The sequence below is a fragment of the Paracoccus benzoatiresistens genome (assembly GCF_026913015.1).
Taxonomy (GTDB): domain Bacteria; phylum Pseudomonadota; class Alphaproteobacteria; order Rhodobacterales; family Rhodobacteraceae; genus Paracoccus; species Paracoccus benzoatiresistens.
Map to the genome: position 1 here is coordinate 143911 of NZ_JAPTYD010000005.1, position 21845 is coordinate 165755.

Here is a 21845-nt window from a genome sequence, read left to right on the forward strand (position 1 = left end):
CAGCGCCGGGAGCAGGGGGAGGCCATGAAGATCATCATCTGCGGCGCGGGCCAGGTCGGCTGGCAGATCGCCCGCCACCTGTCTGGCGAACGCAACGATGTCACGGTCATCGACAACAATGCTGAACTGATTCGCCGTGCGACCGATGCCCTGGACGTGCAGGGCGTGACCGGGTTTGCCAGCCATCCCGACGTGCTGGACAGCGCGGGCGCGCGCGATGCCGACCTGATCATCGCCGCGACCCATTCGGACGAGGTGAACATGGTCACCTGCCAGGTCGCCCATTCGGTCTTCCAGGTGCCGCGCAAGATCGCCCGGCTGCGCAGCAGCGCCTATCTGGATGCGATCTATTCGGATCTTTACACCACGTCCCACCTGCCCATCGACGTGGTCATCAGCCCGGAACGGGAAGTCGCCAAGGCGGCCCTGCAACGGCTGTCCGCGCCCTCGACCTTTGACGTGGAAACCTTCATGGACGGCAAGGTCCAGTTGCTGGGCATCGTGCTGGAGGATGACTGCCCCGCGCTGAACACGCCCCTGCGACAGTTGAGCGCTCTCTTCTCCAGCCTGCGCGCCATTGTCGTGGGCGTGCGGCGGCAGTCGCGGCTGTTCGCGCCGGAACCGGGCGACCAGCTTTTCGCGCGCGACCAGATCTATGTCTTCAGCCATCGCGAGGATATCGGGCGCACGCTGGAGATCTTCGGGAAGCCGCCGTTGAAGCAGGAACGGATCGCCATCGTCGGGGCGGGCAATGTGGGTCTTGCCGTGGCGCAGGCCTTGGAAGCGCGGCCTGACCGCGTCCGCACCAAGCTGATCGAACGCGACCGCAGCCGCGCCGAATTTGCCGCCGACCGGCTGGAGCGGACCATCGTGCTGAACGGCGACGGCCTGTCAGCCGAACTGCTGGACGAGGCCGCCGTCCCTTCGGCCGACGCGTTCCTGGCCGTGACGGATGACGACAAGACCAATCTCCTCGCATCGGTGCGCGCCAAGCAGGCGGGGGCCAAGCTTGCCATCGCGCTGATCAACGATCCGACAATGGTGCCATTGATGGAGGTGCTGGACATCGACGCCTACATCAACCCGCGCGCCACCACCGTGTCCACCATCCTGCGCCATATCCGCCACGGCCGGGTGCGCGACATCTATTCGATCGGCGACGCCGAGGCCGAGGTGATCGAGGCGCAGGCCCTGTCCACGTCCCCGATTTCGGGCCGCGCGATCCGCGACATCGAATTTCCCGAAGGCGTGCTGATCGGTGCCGTGCAGAAGGGCGACCGCATCGTGAAACCCGCTCCGGACACAAGGATAGACGAGGGCGACGTGGTCCTGATCTTTGCCCTGTCCAAGGACGTGCCAGAAGTCGAGCGCCTGTTGCAGGTCTCGATCGACTTCTTCTGACGCGCCATGGCCGTCCTTCTGCGCTTGCCCCTGTTCGTCCTGCTGGCCGCAATGACCGGGCTGTCGATGATGCTGCCTGCGGCCTATGCCTCGGTCAGCGATCAGGAGGAACTGGCGCGCAACTTCTTTTACTGGGGGCTTCTGGTGCTGGTGGGGGCGGCGCTGGTCGGCCTTGCCACCGGGGCCAACCCGCGTCCGCCGCGCCCGCGCGACACGTTGCTGGCAATGCTGGCGGTTTACGGGGGGATGCCGCTGGTCATGGCGCTGCCCTTTGCCGAAAGCATGCCCGACACCGGCCTGTTCAACGCCTGGTGGGAAATGACCTCGTCGCTGACCACGACCGGAGCCTCGCTTTATTCCGCTGATCTGCTGCCGGCGCCGCTGCATCTGTGGCGGTCCATGGTGGGCTGGATGGGCGGGTTGTTCATCCTGGTCGCCGCGACGGCCATCCTGGCCCCCCTTCATATCGGCGGGTTCGAGATCATGGCCCGTCCCTATGGACGGCGCGAATATCTGGAGCGGCTGCCCCGATCCGCCGATCCGCTGGACAGGAACCCGCATCTGTCCTCGCCTTCCTACCGGACGGCGCTGGCCCATCCTCATCATCGCCTGGCGCGGTCGGCGGCGATGGTCTTTCCGGTCTATGCGGGGCTGACGCTCGCCCTGTGGCTCATCCTGCTGTTGCTGGGCGATCCGGGGCTGGTGGCGCTGTGTCGGTCCATGGGCACGCTGTCCACCAGCGGCATATCTCCGGTCCTCGGCCCGTCGGGCGCAGGGTCGGGTCTGGCCGGAGAGGTTGCGGTCTTCCTGTTCCTGATCCCTGCGCTGTCGCGCCGCTTCTGGCCCGGCGGCGAGCAGTTGCGCGCCAGCGACAGGCTGATCGACGACCCGGAACTGAAGCTGGCGGCAGGGCTGGTCGCGCTGGTCGCCCTGTCCCTGTTCGCGCGCCACTTCCTGGGCGCCATCGAGGCCGAGCAGGCGCCCGAAGGATCGCTGAAACTGTTGCACGACCTGCGCAACGGCCTGGCTGCCTTCTGGGGCGGGCTGTTCAGCGGGCTCAGCTACCTGACGACGACCGGCTGGACGTCGATCGACTGGCAGGGCGCGCGGGCCTGGTCGGGCCTGACGTCGCCCGGACTGATCCTGGCGGGGCTTGCGATGATGGGGGGCGGGGTCGCGACCACGGCGGGTGGCGTCAAGCTGTTGCGCGTCTATGCCCTGGCCCGCCACGGCCAGCGGGAAATGGAACGGATCGTCCATGCGAACTCGGTCGCGGGCGGGGGCCAGATCGCCCGCAGGCTGCGGCGCGAGGGAGCCTACCTGGCCTTCATCTTCTTCATGCTGTTCGCGACCTCCATCGCCGTGGTGGTTGCGCTTGTCTCGATCCAGCGGATCGAGATCGAAACGGCGACGATCCTTTCCATCGCCGCGCTGACCAATACCGGCCCCCTGGCTGCCGCCATCCCGCTGACGCCCGCCTTCGAAGGCACCGCCGGCATCGCCTCGGCCCCTTGGGAAGGGTGGTCGGGCCTGCCGGTCTTCACCAAGACGATCCTGGCGGGCGCGATGATCGTGGGGCGGGTCGAGACGCTGGCGGTTCTTGCGCTGTTTTCGCCACAGTTCTGGCGCCGCTGATCGCCCTGTTCCGCCGGGGCGCGACATGCTTGCAAGGGGTGCATCAACCGCTTAGATGTTAATCCGACCGGGACAGTAAAAAACGGAAAAACAATGGCTGGCGACAAGCAGAACCTGCAGGACGCGTTCCTCAATCACGTCCGCAAGGCAAAGGTGCCTGTCACGATCTTCCTGATCAACGGCGTCAAGCTGCAAGGCGTCATTACCTGGTTCGACAATTTCTGCGTTCTTCTGCGCCGCGATGGCCAATCCCAGCTGGTCTACAAGCACGCCATCAGCACGATCATGCCGGGTCAGCCCATTTCGCTGTACGAAGGCGAGGACTGATTGGCCGAACCCACCGAAACTGAGGCGAAACCGACCCGCGCCTATGTGATCCACCCCGATCTGGCGACCGGCCGGACGCAGCGGCGCGAACCCGAACATGCCTTGGCCGAGGCCGTGGCCTTGGCCCATGCCCTGCCGGGGATCGAGATTGTCGGCGACGAGATCGCGCGCCTGCGCAAGCCTGATCCGGGCCGCCTGTTCGGCAAGGGCAAGCTGGCCGAGATCGGGCACCGGCTTGAAGCGGCCGAGGTCGAACTGGTGCTGGTCGACGGCCCTGTCAGCCCCGTTCAGCAGCGCAATCTGGAAAAGGACTGGGGCGTCAAGCTTCTGGACCGGACCGGGCTGATCCTGGAAATCTTCGCCGATCGGGCGCGCACGCGAGAAGGCGTGTTGCAGGTCGAACTGGCCGCGCTGTCCTATCAGCGCACCCGGCTGGTCCGCGCCTGGACCCACCTGGAGCGCCAGCGCGGCGGCCTAGGTTTCGTGGGTGGCCCCGGCGAGACGCAGATCGAGGCGGATCGCCGCGCCATCGACGAGCAGATGACCCGCCTGCGCCGCCAATTGGACCGCGTGGTCAAGACGCGCACCCTGCACCGCGCCGCGCGGGCCAAGGTGCCTTACCCCATCGTCGCGCTTGTGGGCTATACCAACGCCGGCAAGTCCACGCTGTTCAACCGCCTGACCGGGGCCGAGGTTCTGGCCAAGGACATGCTGTTCGCCACCCTTGATCCGACCATGCGCGGCATCCGCCTGCCGGGGCCGGGCGGCGGGGCGGGGCGCAAGATCATCCTGTCCGACACCGTGGGCTTCATCAGCGACCTGCCGACCGAACTGGTCGCCGCCTTCCGCGCCACCCTGGAGGAGGTGCTCGAGGCCGACCTGATCCTGCATGTCCGCGACATCAGCCACCCCGAGACCGAGGAACAGGCGGCCGACGTGGCCGAGATCCTGGAATCTCTGGGCGTGGATGAGGATGTCGCGCTGCTCGAGGTCTGGAACAAGATCGACGCGTTGTCGGGCGAAACGCGCGACGCCCTGCGCCGGACCGATGCCCGCACCGAAGGCGTGCAGGCCGTCAGCGCGCTGACCGGCGAGGGTCTGGACGACCTGATCGCCGCCGTCGACGCGCATCTGTCGGAGGCTTTAGACGAGCCGCGCATGCCGGACGTCGTGACGCTGCCGTTCTCCGACGGCCGCCGCCGTGCCTGGCTGCACGAGGCGGGCGTCGTTGAACGCGAGGAAAGCGGCGAGAATGGCCTGACATTGCAGGTCAGCTGGACCGAACGGCAGAAGGCCGGGTTCGAGGCATTGGACTCACCGGACGAGTAGGGTGAGGTTTCATCCCACCATGATCCCGGCTACGCCGCCCAATCCACCGGCTCTCGTCCCTGCTCTCTCAACCAGTCGTTGATCCGTGAAAACGGCTTGCTGCCGAAAAACCCGCGCCGCGCCGACAGGGGCGAGGGGTGGGCGGTCGCGATCACCAGATCCTGCGGGCGAGGCAGGCCCTTCACCGCCTTCTGGGCATGGCTGCCCCACAACAAGAAGGCCAGCGGCCCGTGCTTCTGCGCCTCGGCAACCGCGTCACGCGCCAGACGGTCCCAGCCCCATGACGCGTGCCGCCCCGCATCGCCGGGGGGCACCGACAGCGAGGTGTTCAGAAGCAGAACCCCTTGATGGGCCCAGCCGGACAGGTCGCCTGTGGCAGGAACGGCGCCGATATCATCCCGCAATTCGGTGAAGATGTTCTTCAGCGACCGAGGCAGGCCAACGTCGGGCGCGACTGAAAAGGCCAGCCCGTTCGCGTGGCCGGGCGTGGGATAGGGGTCCTGGCCCAGGATGACGGCCCGCACCCGCTCGGGCGGCGTGGCTTCCAGCGCGGCAAAGACCAGGGCCGGGCCTGGCAGCCAGTTGTCCAGGCTCTCAAGCCGGTCGCGGATTGCCGGCCAGTCCTCGCGGAAGAAGGGCAGGTCGGCCCAAGCCTTAGGCGGCTTCATGCCTCGGGTGTCCCGGTGACCTGCGCCAGTCGGTCCAGCCGCGCCTTGGCCGCGCCGCTGTCGATGGAGTCGGCAGCCATTGCTGCCCCTTCGCGCAGGTCGGCGGCCTTGCCCGCGATCAGCAGCGCGGCGGCGGCGTTCAGCAGCACCGCGTCGCGATAGGCGCCGGTCTCGCCGCCCAGCAGGGCGCGGAAGGCGGCGGCATTCTGATGCGGCTCGCCGCCGATGATCGCCTCGAACGGGTGGCGGGGCAGGCCGGCATCCTCGGGGGTGACGATGAACTCGCTGATCTCGCCGCCCTTCAGCGCGGCAACGTGGGTTTCGCCCGCGATGCTGATTTCGTCGGTGCCATCGGCACCGTGGACCAGCCAGGCCGCGTCGCTGCCAAGATCGCGCAGAACCTCGGCCATTGGGCGGATCCAGTCGGCACTGAAGGCGCCGGTCAACTGACGCCGCACGGACGCCGGATTCGTGAGCGGCCCCAGCAGGTTGAAGACGGTTCTTGTTCCAAGTTCCGCGCGCGGCGGCCCCACATGGCGCATGGCGGGGTGGTGCATGGTCGCCATCATGAAGCAGATGCCTGCCTCGTTCAACGCCTGCTGCGCGACCGCCGGGCCGCCCATAACGTTGATGCCCATGGCCGTCAGCGCATCCGCCGCGCCGGATTTCGACGACAGGTTGCGGTTGCCGTGCTTGGCGACCGGCACGCCCGCGCCCGCCACCACGAAGGCCGTCGCGGTCGAGATGTTGAGCGTCCCCTTGCCATCCCCGCCGGTGCCGACGATGTCGATGGCGCCTTCGGGAGCATTGATGCGGTTCATCCGCTTGCGCATGGCGCGGGCGGCGGCGGCGATCTCGTCCACGGTTTCGCCGCGCACGCGCAGCGCCATCAGCAATCCGCCGATCTGGGCGGGGGTCGCCGCACCGTCGAACAGGGCAGAAAAGGCGGCCTCGGCCTCGTCCAGGGTCAGGGGGCGGGTGGCTGCGATGCCGATCAGCGGGCGGATGTCGGTCACGCTCATGCCGCGGCCTCTTGCCGGGTGCAGCGGGCCAGGAAGTTGCGGATCATCTCGTGCCCGTATTCCGAGGCGATGGATTCCGGGTGGAACTGCACGCCCTCGATGGGCAGCGCCTCGTGGATCAGGCCCATGATCGTGCCATCGTCCGATGTCGCGGTGACGCGCAGGCAGTTCGGCAGGCTTTCCGGCTGCACCGTCAGCGAATGATAGCGCGTCGCCGTCACGGGCGAGGGCAGGCCGGCAAAGACCCCGCTGCCGTCATGGCTGATCGCGTCGGTCTTGCCGTGCATGATGCGGTTGGCGCGCACCACCTTGCCGCCGAACGCCTCGCCAATGGCCTGGTGGCCCAGGCAGACGCCGAACAGGGGGATGGCCCGGTCAGCCGCCGCGCGGATCAGGTCAAGGCAGATGCCCGCCTGCGCCGGATCGCAGGGGCCGGGCGATATCACGATTCCGTCAGGCGCCATCGCCAGCGCCTCCTCGACCGTCAGGGCGTCGTTGCGGCGCACGACGACCTCGGCCCCCGCCTCGGCCAGATAATGCACGAGGTTCCAGGTGAAGCTGTCGTAGTTATCGATCAGAAGGATCATGGTCGGCGCCCTGATATGGTGGCGGTTTCCCCGCCCAAGCGGGTCGGCTATAGATGGGCCAAAGCGCGCCGGGGGGTCAAGCCCGGCACGGGCATGAAGGGGCACATGGCACGCGGTTTCTGGACAGGTCTTCTGCATGGCGGTGCGATCAGCATCGCCGCCGTGGTCGCATTGTCGCTGGCGTTTCCCCTGCCGCAGCCGGAACCGGAACCCGCGCGCGCGCCCATAGCTGAACCCGCGCCTACGCCTATTGCCGTGCCCGTAGAACCGGAACCTGGGCCTACGCCAATTGCCGTGCCCACGGAATCGCAGTCGGAACCCGTGCCGCAACCGGAACCCGCCCCGCAGCCCGCCGCACCGCAGCCTGGTGGCGCACCGCTGGCGGGGGCGGTCGATCTGCCGGCCGGCTCCGAATTCGGTCGCGGCGGCGATGTTGCCCCGCGCCTGCCCACGCCCTTAGCGACCGAGCGCCCCGACCAACCCGAGGCGCCTGCGGTGGTGGCGCCGACCTCGGAACCCGCGCCCGTCGCGCTGACGGCTACCGATCCGCGCCCGCAGCCTCTGGGCGACCAGGACGGCCCGGTGCAGGGCACGCCCGCGGCCGGTGAGGATGCGCCGCAACTGGATCGCCCCGCGCCCCTGCCGGTGCCAACCGCCTTGTCCGCGCCGGACAGGGCCCGGGCCGATGCGCCGGATGCCGCCCCTGCCGTTCCCGCCAGCGAACCGCCCTCACAGGCGCAGCCCGGACAGGCCACGCCGACGCCGGGCCTGCCCGCGCCTGCGCTGGATCTGTCGCTGCCGCCAGACCTGACCGATTTGCAGGGGCTGGCGCGTGATTGACCCCCTGCCTTTGAACCCGGCCCTTGCCGCAACCTTCGCGCCCCCGGTGATGGAGGCGCGGCGCTGGCTGACGGGTGTGACCTTCCCGCCTGACCGGCCGCTGATCAATGTCAGCCAGGCCGCCCCCGTCGATCCGCCGCCGCTTGCGCTGCGCGAGGCGATGGCGGATGCCGCGCTGCACCGGCCCGAGGCGCATCTCTACGGTCCGGTCCTGGGCAACCCCGACCTGCGCGCAGCCGTGGCGCAGGAGTTCCAGGCCAGCTATGGCGGCCCGGTCGCGCCCGCCCAAGTGGCGATCACGCAGGGCTGCAACCAGGCTTTCTGCGCGGCGATCACGACCCTGGCGCAGGCGGGGGATGAGGTGATCCTGCCGGCGCCCTGGTATTTCAACCACAAGATGTGGCTGGACATGCAGGGCATCCGCGCGGTGCCGCTGCCTTGCGGGGACGACCTGTTGCCCGATCCCGACCGCGCCGCAGCCCTGATCGGGCCTCGCTGCCGGGCCATCGTTCTGGTGACGCCCAACAACCCCTCGGGCGCGGAATATCCGGCGGATCTGGTCGGTCGCTTCTTCGATCTGGCGCAAAGCCGTGGCCTGGCGCTGATCCTGGACGAAACCTATCGCGACTTCGACAGCCGCGGCGGCGCGCCCCATGACCTGCTGACGCGCCCCGATTGGGACCGGACGGTGATCCAGCTCTACAGTTTTTCCAAGGCCTACCGGCTGACCGGGCATCGCGTCGGCGCTCTGATCACGTCGGAGCCGCGCATGATGCAGGTCGAGAAGTTCCTGGACACGGTGGCGATCTCGACATCCCAACTGGGGCAGATCGGCGCGCTGTGGGGGATGGCGAACCTGCGCGGCTGGCTGGCGGGCGAGCGGGCCGGGATCCTTGCACGGCGCGAGGCTACGGTGGCGGCGCTGTCCGCGCTGCCCGGCTGGCGGGTGAAAAGCGCCGGGGCCTATTTTGCCTGGGTCGAACATCCCTTCGCCGCGTCCTCGGCCGATCTGGCCCGCCGGATGGTGGCCAGCATCGGCGTGCTGGCGTTGCCCGGCACCATGTTCGTGCCCGGGGGCGACCCCGCCGGCCCCCGGCACCTGCGCATCGCCTTTGCCAATATCGACGCGCCCCGGATCGCCGAACTGGCCGCACGCCTGCGTGGGTTCGGCGGCTGACAGGCTTGTGGCGAGGGCGCGCGCGCCCTAAAGACATCTCCGACACGACCATGAGGGAAGGCCGGGCCATGAAAAACCTGCGCACACACGGGAAATCGACGATCGTCTGGGTGCTGATGGGCCTGATGATCCTGGGCCTTGGCGGTTTCGGCGTGACCAGCTTCTCAGGCGGATCGACGGCCATCGGATCGGTCGGCGGGACAAAGATCACGGCCGAGGATTACGCCCGCGCCCTGCGCAACCAGATGAACGCCTATCAGCAGCAGACGGGCCAGGCCCTCAGCATCGCGCAGGCGCAAGCCATCGGGCTGCCCCAGGCGGTGCAGGCGCAACTGATCACCGCCGCCGCGCTGGAGGATCAGGCCAACCGCATCGGCGTGGCCGTGGGCGACGAGAAGGTGCGCCAGACCATCCTGGAAGCGCCCGCGTTCAAGGGACCGACCGGCAGCTTCGACCGCGCCGCCTATGCCGATGTGCTGCGCCGCGAGAACCTCTCCGAGGCAGAGTTCGAACGCGAGGTCCGCATGGACGAGGCGCGCCTGCTGATCCAGCGCGCCGTGGCGGGCGGCGTCGCCGCGCCGAAGCCCGCGGTGGAGACCACGACGAAATGGATCCTGGAACGCCGCGACATCGCCTGGCACGAACTGACCGAGGACATGCTGCCCGCCCAGGTGGCCGAACCCGACGAAGCCACCCTGAAGGCCTGGCACAGCGCCAATGCCGACCGCTTCACTGCGCCCGAGACGCGCAAGATCACCTATGTCTGGCTGACGCCCGAGATGCTGGCCCCCTCGGTCCAGCTGGACGAGGCCGCCCTGCGCGCCGCCTATGACGCCAATCTCGACGAATACCAGCGCCCCGAGCGGCGCATGGTCAGCCGCCTGGTCTTCCCTTCGGCCGAGGAGGCGGAGGCCGCCAAGGCACAGATCGACGCGGGCACGGCCCCCTTCGAGACCTTTGTGATTCAGCGCGGCCTGCAGCCCGAGGATGCGGAACTGGGCGAGGTTGCTCAGGCCGACCTGGGGGCCGCGGGCGAGGCGGTCTTTGGCCTGGCGCAGCCCGGCGTGGTGGGTCCGATCCAGACCGACCTGGGCCCCGCGCTGTTTGCCGTCCATGCCATCCTGGAACCCGTGAACACACCCTTCGAGCAGGCGCGCGAGGATCTGCGCGCCGAGGCCGCACTGGACCGTGCCGGCCGGACCATCGAGGAACGGTCGGCCGAATACGAGGATCTGCTGGCGGGCGGCGCTTCGCTGGAGCAGGTGGCCGAGGAAACCGAACTGGAGATCGGCACCATCGACTGGTCGGCCGATGCCCCGCCCGCCGAGGGCAGCATCGCGGGCTACCAGGCCTTCCGCGATCGGGCGGCCGAAGTTTCGGAAGCCGACTTCCCCGAACTGGCGAACCTGGACGATGGCGGCGTCTTCGCGCTGCGCCTGGACGAGGTCGTTCCGCCGACCCTGCGCCCCTTCGAGGAGGTCCGCGACGAGGTCGAGGCCGACTGGCGCCGGTCCGAAACGCATCGACAGCTTCTGGCGCTGGCCGAGGAGCAGCGCCTGTCCGACGCCGCGCCCGAAGGCCAGCCCGCGCCGGAATGGACCGCCGCCAAGGACATCACCCGCGACGGCTGGATCGAGGGTGCCCCGGCCGAGACCGTCACCCGCGCCTTCGCCATGAAGGAAGTGGGCGATGTCGAAATCGTTGATGCCGAGAACCGCGTGATCCTGATGCGGCTTGACGCCATCCACGAGGCCGACCTAACGGCCGAGGACGCGCTGCGCATCACCGATGCCGTGCGTGATCGCATCGGCCAGTCGCTGCAATCCGATATCTTCGACTACTACGCCCGCGCCGTTCAGCGCGAGGCGGGGATCGAGCTGGATCAGTCGGCCATCAACGCCATCAACGCGCAGGTCCAGTGATGGAGCTTTTCCCCGACTTCGCCGCCTTCGAGGCGGCGTGGGACGCCGGCCAGAACCAGCTTGTCACCATTCGTCTGGCCGCCGACCTGGACACGCCCGTCAGCCTGATGCTGAAGCTGGCCGAGGCCGCGCCCATGTCGTTCATGCTGGAATCCGTGACGGGCGGAGAGGTTCGCGGCCGCTACTCCATCGTCGGCATGAAGCCCGATCTGCTGTGGGAGTGCCGCGACGGCAAGGCCAGCATCAACCGCCAGGCGCGTTTCTCGACCGAGTTCGAGAATGATGACCGGCCCGCGCTGGACAGCCTGCGCGCGCTGATCGCGGAAAGCCGGATCGAGACGATGCCAGAGGGCGTGCCCCCCGTGGCCGCCGGGCTGTTCGGCTATCTGGGATACGACATGATCCGGCTGGTGGAACGCCTGCCGGACGTGAACCCCGACCCGCTGGACCTGCCCGACGCGATGCTGATGCGCCCCTCGGTCGTGGCCGTTCTGGACGGCGTCAAGGGCGAGGTGACGCTTTGCGCGCCGGCCTGGCACAACAGCGGCGACAATGCCCGCGCGGCCTATGCCCGCGCCGCCGAGCGGGTGATGGACGCCCTGCGGTCGCTCGACCGCCAGCCGTCCGAGCCGCGCGCGCTTGGCCATGACGCCCGCATCGGCGATCCGGTGTCGAATTTCAGCAAGGCCGATTATCTGGCAGCCGTCGAGAAGGCCAAGGAATACATCCGGGCGGGCGACATCTTCCAGGTCGTGCCCAGCCAGCGCTGGCGCATGGATTTCCCGCTGCCGCCCTTCGCACTGTATCGCAGCCTTCGCCGCACCAACCCGTCGCCCTTCATGTTCTTCCTGAACATGGGCGGCTTCCAGATCGTCGGCGCGTCGCCTGAAATCCTGGTGCGCCTGCGCAACGGAGAGGTGACGATCCGCCCGATCGCGGGGACCCGCCCGCGCGGCGTGGACGAGGCGCAGGACCGCGCGCTGGAGGCGGATCTGCTGGCGGACCAGAAGGAACTGGCCGAGCACCTGATGCTGCTGGATCTGGGCCGTAACGATGTGGGCCGCGTGGCGAAACCTGGCACCGTCCGCCCGACCGAGCAGTTCGTGATCGAGCGCTACAGCCATGTCATGCACATCGTCTCGAACGTGGTGGGCGAGTTGCGCGAGGGCGAGGATGCCCTGTCGGCGCTGCTGGCGGGCCTGCCGGCGGGCACCGTTTCGGGCGCGCCCAAGGTCCGCGCGATGGAGATCATCGACGAGCTGGAGCCCGAGAAGCGCGGCGTCTATGGCGGCGCGGTCGGCTATTTCGCCGCCAATGGCGAGATGGACATGTGCATCGCGCTGCGCACCGGCGTGCTGAAGGACGGCGCGCTGTATATCCAGGCCGGGGGCGGCATCGTCTATGACAGCGACCCCGAGGCCGAGTTCATGGAAACCGTGAACAAAAGCCGCGCCCTGCAACGCGCGGCCGAAGGCGCCGCGCGCTTCGTACGCGGCAACTAGGACATGCGAAAACGGCCCCGGTGAAGGGGCCGTCCGCTTGATCTTCTGGGGGATCAGTTCGCCGGGGCGGTCGTGGTTCCCTCGGCCGCCGGGGCGGCCGCGTCGGAACCCATCGGCGGGGTGGCGGGCGTTTCGGCCGTATCGGCAGGGGCCGGAGCGCCCGATGCGCCGGTTTCGGTCGATGTGGCGGCTGCCGCGTCAGGGGTCGTGGCCGCCGGCGCCGTGCCGGTGGTGTCCGTGGCCGGGGCCATCGAGGCGCTGCCAGCCTCGCCAGCTTCTGCCGGGGCTTCCTCCTGGTCGCGGAAGACGTATTCGGGCGCGGCTTCGGCCTGTTCCTTGGTCAGCTCGCTGGTGATTTCCTGCGCGTCATAGTTGATCGTCAGCTGGTCCCACGGCACCGCGATCTGCTTTTCGCCGATGCCCAGGAAGCCGCCCACGCCGATCACGGCGGCCTTCATGGTGCCGGCCTCGGCATCGACGATGACGTCATTGATGTCGCCGATGTCCGTCCCGTCCGGGGCAGTCACCGTCGCATCGGTGATCCAGTCGATGCGCAGCTCGTTCTCGGCCTGCTGCTGCTCGACCTTGCCGCTGGCGGCAACCTCGGCTTCGGCGGCAGCTTCCTCGGCCTCGTCGGCCGTCGCCTCGGCTTCGGCCGAGGCGTCAGCGGCGGGGGTGGCGTCCGCGCCCATCGGGGCCGTGGTCGTGCCGGTCGCGGAATCGGCGGGGGCCGGGGTGGTGGCGGTATCCTGTGCAATGGCCGGGGCCATCATCAGCGGCAGGATCATTGCGGTGCTCAGCATCAGGTTGCGCATGGTATTCCTCCTGAAAAAAAGCCGCGCATGGCGTGCGATGCGCGATTGAGGACACAATGCCTGACCTGCCTGACAGTTCCCCCGCAGCCCCTGAAATCTCGTTCGAAAGCGCCTCTCAGTCCTCGCCGCGATAGGGCTGGACGTATTGCAGGGCCATGTCCCAGGGGAAGAAGATCCAGGTGTCCTGGCTGACCTCGGTCACATAGGTCTGGACCATCGGCTTGCCCTTGGGCTTGGCATAAACGGTGCCGAGATGGGCCTTGGGATACATCTCGCGGATCAGCTCCAGCGTGCGGCCCGAATCCACCAGGTCGTCGATGACCAGGATCCCCTCGCCATCGCCCATCAGTTCGGGATCGGGGGTGTTCAGCACCTCAAGCTGGCCCTGGCCCGCTTCGGTCCCGACGCCCTTGTAGGACCGGATCGAGATCGTGTCGATCACGCGGATGTCCAACTCGCGTGCCACGATCATGGCGGGGACCAGTCCGCCGCGCGTGACAGCGACGACCGCGCGCCAGTCGTTCCCGTCCAGCCGCCAGGCCAAGGCGCGCGCGTCGCGGTGCAGCTGGTCCCAGCTGACGTGGAAACCCTTTTCGTGGGGAAGGCGGTCGATCATGGCAGTCTCCGTTCAATGGCGCAGGATCAGCGACAGTCCGAGCAGGCCGATGGCCAGCCCCGCCGTGCGGTCAATCCAGAATTTGGCGGCATAATAGCGACGGCGCGGCCAAGGCAAAGCCATCAGCGAGACAAGCGCGCTATAAAATGCCAGTTCCACGGCTGCTGCCGTGACGTAAATGGCCAGCTTGTCGCCCGCCGTCGGCAGCGCCGGAAAGATCGACAGCAGCACCGCCGAGTAGAACAGCGCCGGCTTGGGATTGGACAGGTTCAGCATGGCGCCGCCCGCAAGGCCCATGCCGGCGTTGCCCTGGGTCGGGTCGGGCAGGGGATCCGGGGCGTGGCGCCACATCTTCCAGGCGATCCAGACCAGATAGGCCCCGCCCAGCACTTTCAGCGCGACATAGGTCCAGGGCAGGATGCGAAAGATGACCGTCAGCCCCAGCAGCGCGAACAGGCACCAGACCGAGGCCCCAAGCGCCAGCCCCCAGGCATAGGGCAGGGCGCGGCTGCGGCCCAGGGCAAAGGCGCCCTGGCTGACGGCGATTACGCCGGGGCCGGGCGACAGGATCGCCACGGACAGCGTGGCCACGAACAGCAGAAGCTGGTCGGCGGTGATGGTCATTGCCGGTGATCAGTCCTTCTTGACCGTCGCGATGTCGGGCGCATCGACCGCCTTCATGCCGACGACATGATAGCCCGCATCGACGTGATGCGTTTCCCCCGTCACGCCCCCGCCAAGCCGCGACAGCAGATACAGCGCCGAGTTGCCGACATCCTCCTGCGTGACATTGCGGCGCAGGGGCGAGTTCAGCTCGTTCCACTTCATGATGTAGCGGAAATCGCCGATGCCGCTGGCGGCCAGCGTCTTGATCGGCCCGGCGCTGATCGCGTTCACGCGGATGTTGTCCTTGCCCAGATCCTCGGCCAGGTAGCGGACCGAGGCCTCCAGCGCGGCCTTGGCGACGCCCATGACGTTGTAATGGGGCATGACGCGTTCGGCGCCGTAATAGGTCAGCGTCAGCAGGCTGCCCCCCTCGGGCATCATCGCCGCCGCCCGCCGCGCCACGGCGGTGAAGGAATAGACCGAGATGTCCATCGTCATCAGGAAGTTGTCGCGCGTCGTCTCGGCATAACGGCCGCGCAGCTGCTCCTTGTCGGAAAAGCCGATGGCATGGACCACGAAGTCGAGGCTGCCCCATTCCTGCCCCAGCGACTGGAACAGCGCATCGATCGAGGATTCGTCGCTGACATCGCAGGGCAGCACCAGCGATGAGCCAAGCTGCTGGGCCAGCGGTTCGACGCGCTTCTTCAGCGCCTCGCCCTGATAGGAAAACGCAAGCTCCGCCCCTTCGGCGGCGACGGCGCGGGCGATCCCCCAGGCGATCGACTTGTCGTTGGCCAGCCCCATGACCAGGCCGCGTTTCCCGGCCATCAGGCCCTGCTTCTGCTCGCTTGACATGTGCTGCCTTCCGCGCTTTCAACCCTTTGTGAAAGGTGCTTAGGCCAAAGGGTTGCAAGCATCAAGCGCAAGGACAGGCGGCATGGCTGATAGAGACGGACTGTTTGCGGGCGATGACCCCTTCAATATCGCCAGGGCCTGGCTTGCCGAGGCCGAGGGGACCGAGCCGAACGATCCGAACGCCATCGCCCTGGCGACCGTGGACGAAAGCGGGATGCCCGATGTGCGCATGGTGCTGCTGAAGGAAATCGAGGGGCAGGGCACGGAAGGCAGCTTTGTCTTCTATACGAACTATGACAGCGCCAAAGGTCGGCAAATAACCGCCAATGGCCGGGCCGCTTTCGTGATGCATTGGAAATCCCTGCGCCGCCAGATTCGCGTGCGCGGCCATGTCAGCAGGGTCGAGGGCGCACAGGCCGATGCCTATTACGAGAGCCGTGCCTTGCAAAGCCGGCTGGGGGCCTGGGCCTCGCGGCAGTCGCAGCCGCTGGAAAGCCGTGCAAACCTTGTTGCAGAGGTCGCGAAACTGGGTTTACGCTACGGAACACGGCCACCGCGTCCGGCGTTCTGGGGCGGGTTCAGGATCGTTCCGACCCAGATCGAGTTTTGGGCCGACGGCGCTTTCCGGTTGCATGACCGCTTCCGGTGGGACAAAGAAGCGGGCGGCAGGTGGTTTGTTCAGCGGCTGTCACCCTAGGACTTGACGAAGAGGTTCTGGTGGCTGACCATAGATAAAAGTTAACCGAGTAATAGCTCGCCATTGTTTTCTGCGATTGACCGCCGCTAGGGCAATTTGAACGGTTTTTGGGTGATCCAGGATAGAACAAAGACGCGCAATGCGCATGTGGTGGGAAGATGGCGGAAGAGAAGGGACTGAAGCTGGTATCCGGGCTGGTCAAGTGGTTTGACCCGACCAAGGGCTATGGCTTCATCCTGAACGAGGAAGGCGGCGCGGATATCCTGTTGCACGCCAATGTCTTGCGGAATTTCGGACGCAGCTCGGTGGCCGACCAGTCCCGCGTGACCGTCTGGATGCAGCCGACGCAGCGTGGCCTTCAGGCGACCGAGGTCGTGTCGATTGAGCCGCCGCTGTCGGAAGGCGCGCCGATAGCCGACCTGGACAATGGCGTGATCGAGCATCTCGAGGCGCTGCCGCTGCGTCCGGCCCGCGTCAAGTGGTTCGACAAGGCCAAGGGATTCGGCTTTGCCAACATCTTCGGCCATCCCGATGATGTCTTCCTGCATGTCGAGGTCCTGCGCCATTCCGGTTTTGCCGACCTGACCATCGGCGAGGCCATCGGCATTCGCGTGGTCGAAGGCCCGCGCGGCCTGATGGCGGCCCAGGTCACCAGCTGGGATCGCGGCACCGAACAGGGGGGCCGTTCCCTGGGCGCTCCGGGGCTTGGCGACCAGGCGCAGGAGATCAGGGATTTCATGACGCATGTCGGGGAATAAGGCGGCGCTTGCGGTCTTGTTCCTGGGGCTTGGCGCGCTTGAGGCGCTGGCCGATCCCCAAGCCTGTTCTCCGGACAGTGTGATCTTCCAAACCGGCGGCGATACCGTGACGGTTCGGGTCGAACTGGCCGATGATGAATCCGAACGTGCGCGCGGCCTGATGTATCGCCGTGAACTGGCGCCCGGCAACGGGATGCTGTTCATCTATGACAGTCCCCGCGCCGTCAGCTTCTGGATGCGCAACACCTATATCCCGCTGGATCTGGTCTTTCTGGACCAGACCGGCACCATCCGCCACATCCATCGCAAAGCCGTGCCGCTGGACGAGACGCCCATTCCGGGCGCCGCGCCGGGCGATCCCCGGCCCGAACGCCAGATGATCCTGGAAATCGGCGGGGGCGAGGCCGAGCGCCTTGGCCTGAAGGTCGGGCAGCCGATGGCCCATCCCCGCCTGCAACAGGATTTGGCATCGCTTCCCTGCGGCTAGGGCTTTTCCCCGCCGACGCGATCCGCTAAACGGAACGCGTCGGGGCGTAGCGCAGCCTGGTAGCGCGACGATTTTGGGTACCGTAAGTCTGACTGCCGAAAGGCGTTGTAATTCAAAGCTGTAGCGGCCAAAATCCGGGCCAGTTTACAGTTTGGTTTACAGTCGTTGTCTCGGTGAAGGATTCGGAGTGTAGCGCAGTCTGGTAGCGCGCCTGGTTTGGGACCAGGATGTCGGGGGTTCGAATCCCTCCACTCCGACCACTTCCCCTCGGCTCTTTCTGCTTTCGTGAAGATCGCCGGTGCCATCTCCGGCACGGTATGGGCTTGCCCAGGGAACGCCCCGGAGTAAGAGTAAGGCATGATCAAGCAAGTCCGCCCCCATGAGTTCGTCGGCCAAGGGCTCTACACCGCCCCCGAGGCCGCGCGGCTCCTGAAAACCTCCCCGGCGACGGTCCGGCGGTGGCTGGAGGGGCACGCCTATACCCGTGGGGGGCAGACGAGGGTTATCGACCCGCTGTGGCGGCCCCGGTTCGGGAAGGTCGATGACCAGCTGTCCTTGAGCTTCCGCGACCTGATCGAGCTTCGCTTTGTGAAGGCGTTCGTCGACCAGGGCCTGAGCCTCCAGGCGGTCCGCGCCTGCCTGAACCTGGCGAGGGATTGCGTTCGTGAGGAGCAGCCCTTCTCCACCGGGCGGTTCCGGACCGACGGCAAGACGATCTTTCTCGAAGGGATCGCCGGGTCCGACGATCCGGCCCTGATCGATCTGCGCAAGAACCAATACGCATTCCGGTCCGTGATCGAGCGCACCTTCAAGGACCTGGACATCGAGGCGGACGAGGTCCTGAGGTGGCGGCCGTTCCACGGCAAGGGCTCGATCGTGATCGACCCTGGGCGGTCCTTCGGACAGCCCGTCGCGACCGCCTCTGGCGTGCCCACCGAGGTTCTGGCGGACGCCGTGCGGGCCGAGGGGTCCGTGGCACGGGTCGCCGCGCTCTACGAGGTGGACAGGTCGGTCGTGGCCGACGCCGTGAAGTATCACGAGGAGCTGGCCGCGGCTTGAGGATCCTCGTGGACGAGAACCTGCCGCCGGCCCTGGCGCGTGCCTTGGCCGAGCTGTTCAGGGGCCAGCACGAGGTGATCCATATCCGGGACCGGTTCGGCCCTAAGGTGACGGACATCGAATGGATCAGCGTCCTGAACGCCGAGGGGCACTGGACCGTGCTGTCGGCTGACCGGCGGATCTCCCGGAACAAGGCGGAGCAGGCGGCCTTCAGGGCATCGCGGCTGATCGCGTTCATCTTCGCGCCAGCGCTTCAGAAGGGGACGATCCTGAAGAAGATGGAGCGCCTCATGGTCCTCTGGCCGAAGATCGAGGCGCAGGTCGGCCTAGTCCAGGGCGGGTCCATGTTCGAGATCCCTGCCAAGGGGGACCGCCTGCGGCCGCTGTGAGCGGCCGTTTTTCCCGTCCTGCCTTGTCGATCTCTTTCCTTTTTTCGGCCACGCGACCGTCGTGTGGAGGGTGCGGGTTGGCGCTGCGGCGATCACGTTCGCTCAAGCCGAAGTCTCGCTCCATGTCAGACCGCAGCACCCCGGCAAATCAGTTAAACACTGATCGCAAGTGGTGTAAGATGAAGCTTGGGCGAGGAACAGAGAAAGGGGAGGTCCATGAAACAGGCACCTTTGGCCGCAGCAGTGGCATTCGCCGCGTTGGCGGGGAGCGCCGGGACGGCGTGCGCTCAGGCGTGGTCGCTGGAAGACGCCTACATCAAGGGTTTCGGTGGTGCGACCTGGCCGTCGGACCTGGATACGATGCTCTTCGAGGATGGTGAGCAGATCGCCGCGCCGAGCTTCGACCATGACACCGGCTATACGCTGGGCATTGCGGTCGGCGCAGCCGTAACACCAAACTTCGCGATGGAACTCGAATACACCTACCGCAAGGCCGACTTCTCTGTCAGAGACCGTGCTGAAGGCGACCAGACCGACGGCGACACCTCGGCTCAGGCCTTCATGGTCAACGCGCTTTACATGTTCGACAGCATGGGCCCGACAGGGTCGATCCAGCCCTACCTCGGCGCCGGCATCGGTGCGGCCAATGTGGAGAAGAGCGCCGGCGGCCAGGATTTCGAAGCCGACGGGGTGTTTGCCTATCAATTGTTCGGCGGCGTGGGCTACGAGGTGAACCCCAACATGAGCCTCTTCGCCGAAGGACGCTGGTTCCAGACGGAGTCGGACAGGTTTGAAGGCCCTGCTGACGAGAACTTCGACGGCGAGTTCGAGACCTTCGACCTACTGGTCGGCATGCGCTTTGCGTTCTGACGAAACCTGACGGACGGGCGCCCGACCTGCCTGTAAGCCTGCGCCTCCTGACCCGAACGCTGGCATGGCTCAACCGCTTTTCTTATTCGCCGTCCTCGTTCTGAACCGGAGCCGCCAGCGCGGCGCGCCTGAGTTCGGCGGAAAGCACCTTGTCCAGGATGCCGTCGGTCATGTCCGGATCGATGGCCGCGTAGCGGCTCAGCATCTGCGCGGCGTATGCGAGGCTCCAGCCCATGTGTCCGACCAACTCCCCGATATTGCAGCCAGCCCGCACCAGCCGGGTCACCGCCGTGCTGCGGCAGTCGTAGAAATGCAGTTCCTTGCGGATACCGATCTCATCACGCCAGTGATGAATGAGGGCGCCCAAGGCGTTTGCGGTCTTGAACGGCTGCCCGTCATCCCGAACCACGATGTGGTGCTGCGCGGCGGGGAGGGCGTCGATCATCGCCCTCAGCCGCGGCGTGACGGGGATGGACGCATAGTTCCTGCGGTTGCTCTTCTGGGTGCGGAGGATGATCCGGGACTGCCCCGCCGCGGTCTGCTCGATGTCCGCGCGGGTCAGGTCGCGCAGGTCGCCGGGCCGGAGGCCGGTCTCGGCGGCCGCGATCAGGACCCTGCCGGCGTAGACCGGCGCGTGCTGGAGGAAGTGATCGATCTCCTCCTGCCGCCAGACGATGGCGGCCCGGTTCGACCTCGACCGCTTCTGGATCTTCAGGAGGTGGTGATGCCCGATCAGGCCGCGCTGTAGGCGAAGGAGACGACCCGCTGCAGGGTTGGACCGCCCCCACCGAGTGGTCCAGGTTGATTGTTAGTGCATCGTCGGCCGCTGGTCTATTGGGATGACGGCGTCCGGTGCGGGCGGGCGATATCTCAGGGAACTGTGCGGCCTGACAGTGTTGTAGTGTGTAGTGCGTCAACCACCTTGTCCTTGACCGACAACCAGCTTGGCCGGGTTTGAAGCCGCCCGGGTTGGCGTGTCGTTCGGTGTCTTGGCTCAGTCCGCTCCTTTGTTCTGGTTGTCGTTGCTGGTTGTCGCTGGTGTTTCAGCCCGGGCCCTCTTGTTGGCTGTCGCGGCACGCTGACGGTAACTTTGGGCGTTCATCTCGAGGATGGTCGCGTGATGGACCAGACGGTCGATGGCGGCGACGGTCATCGCCTTGTCGGGAAAGATCTGGTCCCAACCACTGAAGGGCTGGTTGGCGGCAATGGCAATGCTGCGGTATTCATAGCGCCGGGCAATCAACTCGAAGAGCACGCTGGTTTCGGCCTGGTCCTTGTGGGCATAGGTGATGTCGTCGAGGATGATCAGGTCGAACCGGTCGAGTTTGGCAAGCGCGGCCTCCAGGACTAGATCGCGCCGGGCAGCCTGGAGCCTTTGCACAAGATCGCTGGTCCGGGTGTAGAACACGCGGTGTCCCGCCTCGATCAGGGCATGACCAATGGCGCTCAGGATGTGGGTCTTGCCGGTGCCAGAATTGCCGATGGCGATCAGGTTGCCGCCCTCTTCCAGCCAGTCGCCTGCGGCCAGTGCTTCGACACGCGGGCGTGGCAAGCTTGGCAAGGCCTTGAAGTCGAAGGTTGCGAGTGTTTTGCCGGCGGGAAGATGCGCCTCGTTCAAGTGGCGCCGAATGCGTCGCATGTCGCGCTCGGCCAGCTCATACTCCGCCAGAACGGCCAGGAAACGAGCGGCAGGCCAGCCTTCACTATCGGCGCGGGTCGCAATCTCGGCCCAAAGCTTGTGGAAGCTCGGCAGGCGCAGCGCGGTCAGCATGCCGGGCAGCGTGTGGATGTCGACGTCGCGGGCGGTCATGCGTGTGCCCCCAGCAAAGCATCGAAGCTGTCGAGCGATGGATGGGTCACGGCGACATCCCGCGGCAGCGTCATGGGCTTCGGGCTCAGGCGGGAGAGCAGCGCTTTGGGATCGGGCAGCCGGCCTGCGGCGAGATCGTCTTCAAGCAGATGCGCCAGTTCCGCCTCGCAGGCCTGGTCATGAGCCATAAACAGCAGATCAACCATTCGGCGGCAGGCCTCCCGCCGGGGCAGATCCCGCTGAAGCGCTTTCCAGGCTTCGGCGTATTCGGTGCGGGGGAACAGGCTGTCGCGATAGATCGAACTCCACAAGGCTTGCGGTTTGCGCCGCAGCGCGTGGATGACGTGGTGGTAGTTGATGACATGAACACGATGGCCGTCGCCGCGACCGCGCGCCCGTGGATGGCTGACAACCAGAGTGCTGCCGAGAAAGGCCTCGATGCGGTCATCGTAGAGGTGAACCCGCAGACGCTG

Annotated in this window: 23 protein-coding genes, 1 tRNA gene and 1 pseudogene; 15 read left to right on the forward strand and 10 right to left on the reverse strand. The window is 66.9% G+C overall.

All coding sequences use genetic code 11. The features are described 5' to 3' along the window. Positions 1–24: 24 nt before the first annotated feature. The 4 genes from trkA to hflX all read left to right on the forward strand — a co-directional run bounded on the left by trkA (position 25) and on the right by hflX (position 4692). Positions 25–1401: a Trk system potassium transporter TrkA gene (trkA, locus tag OU682_RS06415; protein ID WP_268941244.1), complete on the forward strand. Its 1377-nt coding sequence runs from the start codon at positions 25–27 to the stop codon at positions 1399–1401. Between the two features lie 6 nt (positions 1402–1407). Next, positions 1408–3036, forward strand: coding sequence for a potassium transporter TrkG (locus tag OU682_RS06420; protein WP_268941245.1), 1629 nt, complete (start codon positions 1408–1410; stop codon positions 3034–3036). Positions 3037–3129: 93 nt separating this feature from the next. Next, positions 3130–3363: an RNA chaperone Hfq gene (gene hfq, locus OU682_RS06425; protein ID WP_020949330.1), complete on the forward strand. Its 234-nt coding sequence runs from the start codon at positions 3130–3132 to the stop codon at positions 3361–3363. Beyond that, a complete protein-coding gene (gene hflX, locus OU682_RS06430) occupies positions 3364–4692 on the forward strand; it encodes a GTPase HflX (RefSeq protein WP_268941246.1) in 1329 nt (442 codons plus the stop codon). A 29-nt stretch (positions 4693–4721) separates the two neighbouring features. Here the strand turns inward: hflX and OU682_RS06435 are convergent, their stop codons facing one another. The 3 genes from OU682_RS06435 to OU682_RS06445 are packed head-to-tail and all read right to left on the reverse strand — an operon-like array spanning position 4722 to position 6969. After that, positions 4722–5360, reverse strand: a complete 639-nt coding sequence (locus tag OU682_RS06435; RefSeq protein WP_268941247.1) for a uracil-DNA glycosylase — start codon at positions 5358–5360, stop codon at positions 4722–4724. Then, on the reverse strand, positions 5357–6382 hold the full coding sequence (gene trpD / locus OU682_RS06440) for an anthranilate phosphoribosyltransferase (RefSeq protein ID WP_371832214.1): 1026 nt from the start codon (positions 6380–6382) through the stop codon (positions 5357–5359). Before trpD ends, OU682_RS06435 begins: the two co-directional genes overlap by 4 nt. Continuing rightward, positions 6379–6969, reverse strand: coding sequence for an anthranilate synthase component II (locus OU682_RS06445; RefSeq protein ID WP_268941248.1), 591 nt, complete (start codon positions 6967–6969; stop codon positions 6379–6381). Before OU682_RS06445 ends, trpD begins: the two co-directional genes overlap by 4 nt. Positions 6970–7074: 105 nt before the next feature. On the opposite strand from OU682_RS06445, the gene OU682_RS06450 reads away from it, so the two are divergent. The 4 genes from OU682_RS06450 (at position 7075) to trpE (ending at position 12410) form a co-directional block, all read left to right on the forward strand. After that, entirely contained in the window at positions 7075–7809 is a 735-nt protein-coding gene (locus OU682_RS06450) for a hypothetical protein (RefSeq protein WP_268941249.1), read from the forward strand. Then, positions 7802–8986, forward strand: a complete 1185-nt coding sequence (locus OU682_RS06455) for an aminotransferase (RefSeq protein ID WP_268941250.1) — start codon at positions 7802–7804, stop codon at positions 8984–8986. The genes OU682_RS06450 and OU682_RS06455 overlap by 8 nt, the downstream gene beginning before the upstream one ends. 68 nt (positions 8987–9054) lie before the next feature. Continuing rightward, complete coding sequence (locus tag OU682_RS06460; protein WP_268941251.1) at positions 9055–10908, forward strand: peptidylprolyl isomerase; 1854 nt, start codon at positions 9055–9057, stop codon at positions 10906–10908. Next, on the forward strand, positions 10908–12410 hold the full coding sequence (trpE, locus tag OU682_RS06465; RefSeq protein WP_268941252.1) for an anthranilate synthase component I: 1503 nt from the start codon (positions 10908–10910) through the stop codon (positions 12408–12410). Before OU682_RS06460 ends, trpE begins: the two co-directional genes overlap by 1 nt. Positions 12411–12463: 53 nt before the next feature. Here trpE and OU682_RS06470 read toward each other — a convergent pair whose 3' ends face one another. The 4 genes from OU682_RS06470 to fabI all read right to left on the reverse strand — a co-directional run bounded on the left by OU682_RS06470 (position 12464) and on the right by fabI (position 15302). Further along, positions 12464–13225: a PRC-barrel domain-containing protein gene (locus OU682_RS06470; RefSeq protein ID WP_268941253.1), complete on the reverse strand. Its 762-nt coding sequence runs from the start codon at positions 13223–13225 to the stop codon at positions 12464–12466. Positions 13226–13340: 115 nt separating this feature from the next. Further along, positions 13341–13841, reverse strand: a complete 501-nt coding sequence (gene gpt / locus OU682_RS06475; RefSeq protein WP_268941254.1) for a xanthine phosphoribosyltransferase — start codon at positions 13839–13841, stop codon at positions 13341–13343. A 12-nt stretch (positions 13842–13853) separates the two neighbouring features. Further along, the gene (locus tag OU682_RS06480) at positions 13854–14465 is read right to left on the reverse strand and encodes a LysE family translocator (protein ID WP_268941255.1); all 612 of its coding nucleotides are present in this window, start codon (positions 14463–14465) and stop codon (positions 13854–13856) included. Between the two features lie 9 nt (positions 14466–14474). Next, positions 14475–15302, reverse strand: coding sequence for an enoyl-ACP reductase FabI (gene fabI, locus OU682_RS06485; RefSeq protein WP_268941256.1), 828 nt, complete (start codon positions 15300–15302; stop codon positions 14475–14477). An 82-nt stretch (positions 15303–15384) separates the two neighbouring features. On the opposite strand from fabI, the gene pdxH reads away from it, so the two are divergent. From pdxH to OU682_RS06520, 7 genes are all read left to right on the forward strand, one after another. Beyond that, the gene (pdxH, locus tag OU682_RS06490; protein WP_268941257.1) at positions 15385–15999 is read left to right on the forward strand and encodes a pyridoxamine 5'-phosphate oxidase; all 615 of its coding nucleotides are present in this window, start codon (positions 15385–15387) and stop codon (positions 15997–15999) included. Positions 16000–16157: 158 nt separating this feature from the next. Then, the gene (locus OU682_RS06495; protein ID WP_268941258.1) at positions 16158–16757 is read left to right on the forward strand and encodes a cold-shock protein; all 600 of its coding nucleotides are present in this window, start codon (positions 16158–16160) and stop codon (positions 16755–16757) included. Next, positions 16744–17244: a DUF192 domain-containing protein gene (locus tag OU682_RS06500; protein ID WP_268941259.1), complete on the forward strand. Its 501-nt coding sequence runs from the start codon at positions 16744–16746 to the stop codon at positions 17242–17244. The genes OU682_RS06495 and OU682_RS06500 overlap by 14 nt, the downstream gene beginning before the upstream one ends. Before the next feature lie 183 nt (positions 17245–17427). Then, a tRNA-Pro gene (locus OU682_RS06505) sits at positions 17428–17504 on the forward strand. A gap of 97 nt (positions 17505–17601) precedes the next feature. Next, on the forward strand, positions 17602–18303 hold the full coding sequence (locus tag OU682_RS06510) for a DUF433 domain-containing protein (RefSeq protein WP_268941260.1): 702 nt from the start codon (positions 17602–17604) through the stop codon (positions 18301–18303). After that, the gene (locus OU682_RS06515; RefSeq protein ID WP_268941261.1) at positions 18300–18692 is read left to right on the forward strand and encodes a PIN-like domain-containing protein; all 393 of its coding nucleotides are present in this window, start codon (positions 18300–18302) and stop codon (positions 18690–18692) included. Before OU682_RS06510 ends, OU682_RS06515 begins: the two co-directional genes overlap by 4 nt. A 216-nt stretch (positions 18693–18908) precedes the next feature. Further along, positions 18909–19562 carry an outer membrane protein gene (locus tag OU682_RS06520; RefSeq protein WP_268941262.1) on the forward strand — a complete coding sequence of 218 codons (654 nt, stop codon included), beginning with the start codon at positions 18909–18911 and terminating at the stop codon, positions 19560–19562. Positions 19563–19644: 82 nt separating this feature from the next. On the opposite strand, the gene OU682_RS06525 is transcribed toward OU682_RS06520, so the two are convergent. The 3 genes and pseudogenes from OU682_RS06525 to OU682_RS06535 form a co-directional block, all read right to left on the reverse strand. Continuing rightward, entirely contained in the window at positions 19645–20298 is a 654-nt protein-coding gene (locus OU682_RS06525; protein WP_329609788.1) for a tyrosine-type recombinase/integrase, read from the reverse strand. A 258-nt stretch (positions 20299–20556) separates the two neighbouring features. Next, positions 20557–21333: an IS21-like element helper ATPase IstB gene (gene istB / locus OU682_RS06530; protein WP_442952598.1), complete on the reverse strand. Its 777-nt coding sequence runs from the start codon at positions 21331–21333 to the stop codon at positions 20557–20559. A gap of 35 nt (positions 21334–21368) precedes the next feature. Next, positions 21369–21845: pseudogene (locus OU682_RS06535) on the reverse strand (IS21 family transposase); the annotation flags it as partial.

Coding starts and splice junctions, on each gene's coding strand:
- trkA (WP_268941244.1), top strand. CDS start 25: ATGAAGATCATCATCTGCGGCGCGGGCCAGGTCGGCTGGCAGATCGCC.
- OU682_RS06420 (WP_268941245.1), top strand. CDS start 1,408: ATGGCCGTCCTTCTGCGCTTGCCCCTGTTCGTCCTGCTGGCCGCAATG.
- hfq (WP_020949330.1), top strand. CDS start 3,130: ATGGCTGGCGACAAGCAGAACCTGCAGGACGCGTTCCTCAATCACGTC.
- OU682_RS06435 (WP_268941247.1), bottom strand. CDS start 5,360: ATGAAGCCGCCTAAGGCTTGGGCCGACCTGCCCTTCTTCCGCGAGGAC.
- trpD (WP_371832214.1), bottom strand. CDS start 6,382: ATGAGCGTGACCGACATCCGCCCGCTGATCGGCATCGCAGCCACCCGC.
- OU682_RS06445 (WP_268941248.1), bottom strand. CDS start 6,969: ATGATCCTTCTGATCGATAACTACGACAGCTTCACCTGGAACCTCGTG.
- OU682_RS06450 (WP_268941249.1), top strand. CDS start 7,075: ATGGCACGCGGTTTCTGGACAGGTCTTCTGCATGGCGGTGCGATCAGC.
- OU682_RS06460 (WP_268941251.1), top strand. CDS start 9,055: ATGAAAAACCTGCGCACACACGGGAAATCGACGATCGTCTGGGTGCTG.
- trpE (WP_268941252.1), top strand. CDS start 10,908: ATGGAGCTTTTCCCCGACTTCGCCGCCTTCGAGGCGGCGTGGGACGCC.
- OU682_RS06470 (WP_268941253.1), bottom strand. CDS start 13,225: ATGCGCAACCTGATGCTGAGCACCGCAATGATCCTGCCGCTGATGATG.
- gpt (WP_268941254.1), bottom strand. CDS start 13,841: ATGATCGACCGCCTTCCCCACGAAAAGGGTTTCCACGTCAGCTGGGAC.
- OU682_RS06480 (WP_268941255.1), bottom strand. CDS start 14,465: ATGACCATCACCGCCGACCAGCTTCTGCTGTTCGTGGCCACGCTGTCC.
- fabI (WP_268941256.1), bottom strand. CDS start 15,302: ATGTCAAGCGAGCAGAAGCAGGGCCTGATGGCCGGGAAACGCGGCCTG.
- pdxH (WP_268941257.1), top strand. CDS start 15,385: ATGGCTGATAGAGACGGACTGTTTGCGGGCGATGACCCCTTCAATATC.
- OU682_RS06495 (WP_268941258.1), top strand. CDS start 16,158: ATGGCGGAAGAGAAGGGACTGAAGCTGGTATCCGGGCTGGTCAAGTGG.
- OU682_RS06500 (WP_268941259.1), top strand. CDS start 16,744: ATGTCGGGGAATAAGGCGGCGCTTGCGGTCTTGTTCCTGGGGCTTGGC.
- OU682_RS06510 (WP_268941260.1), top strand. CDS start 17,602: ATGATCAAGCAAGTCCGCCCCCATGAGTTCGTCGGCCAAGGGCTCTAC.
- OU682_RS06520 (WP_268941262.1), top strand. CDS start 18,909: ATGAAACAGGCACCTTTGGCCGCAGCAGTGGCATTCGCCGCGTTGGCG.
- istB (WP_442952598.1), bottom strand. CDS start 21,333: ATGCTGACCGCGCTGCGCCTGCCGAGCTTCCACAAGCTTTGGGCCGAG.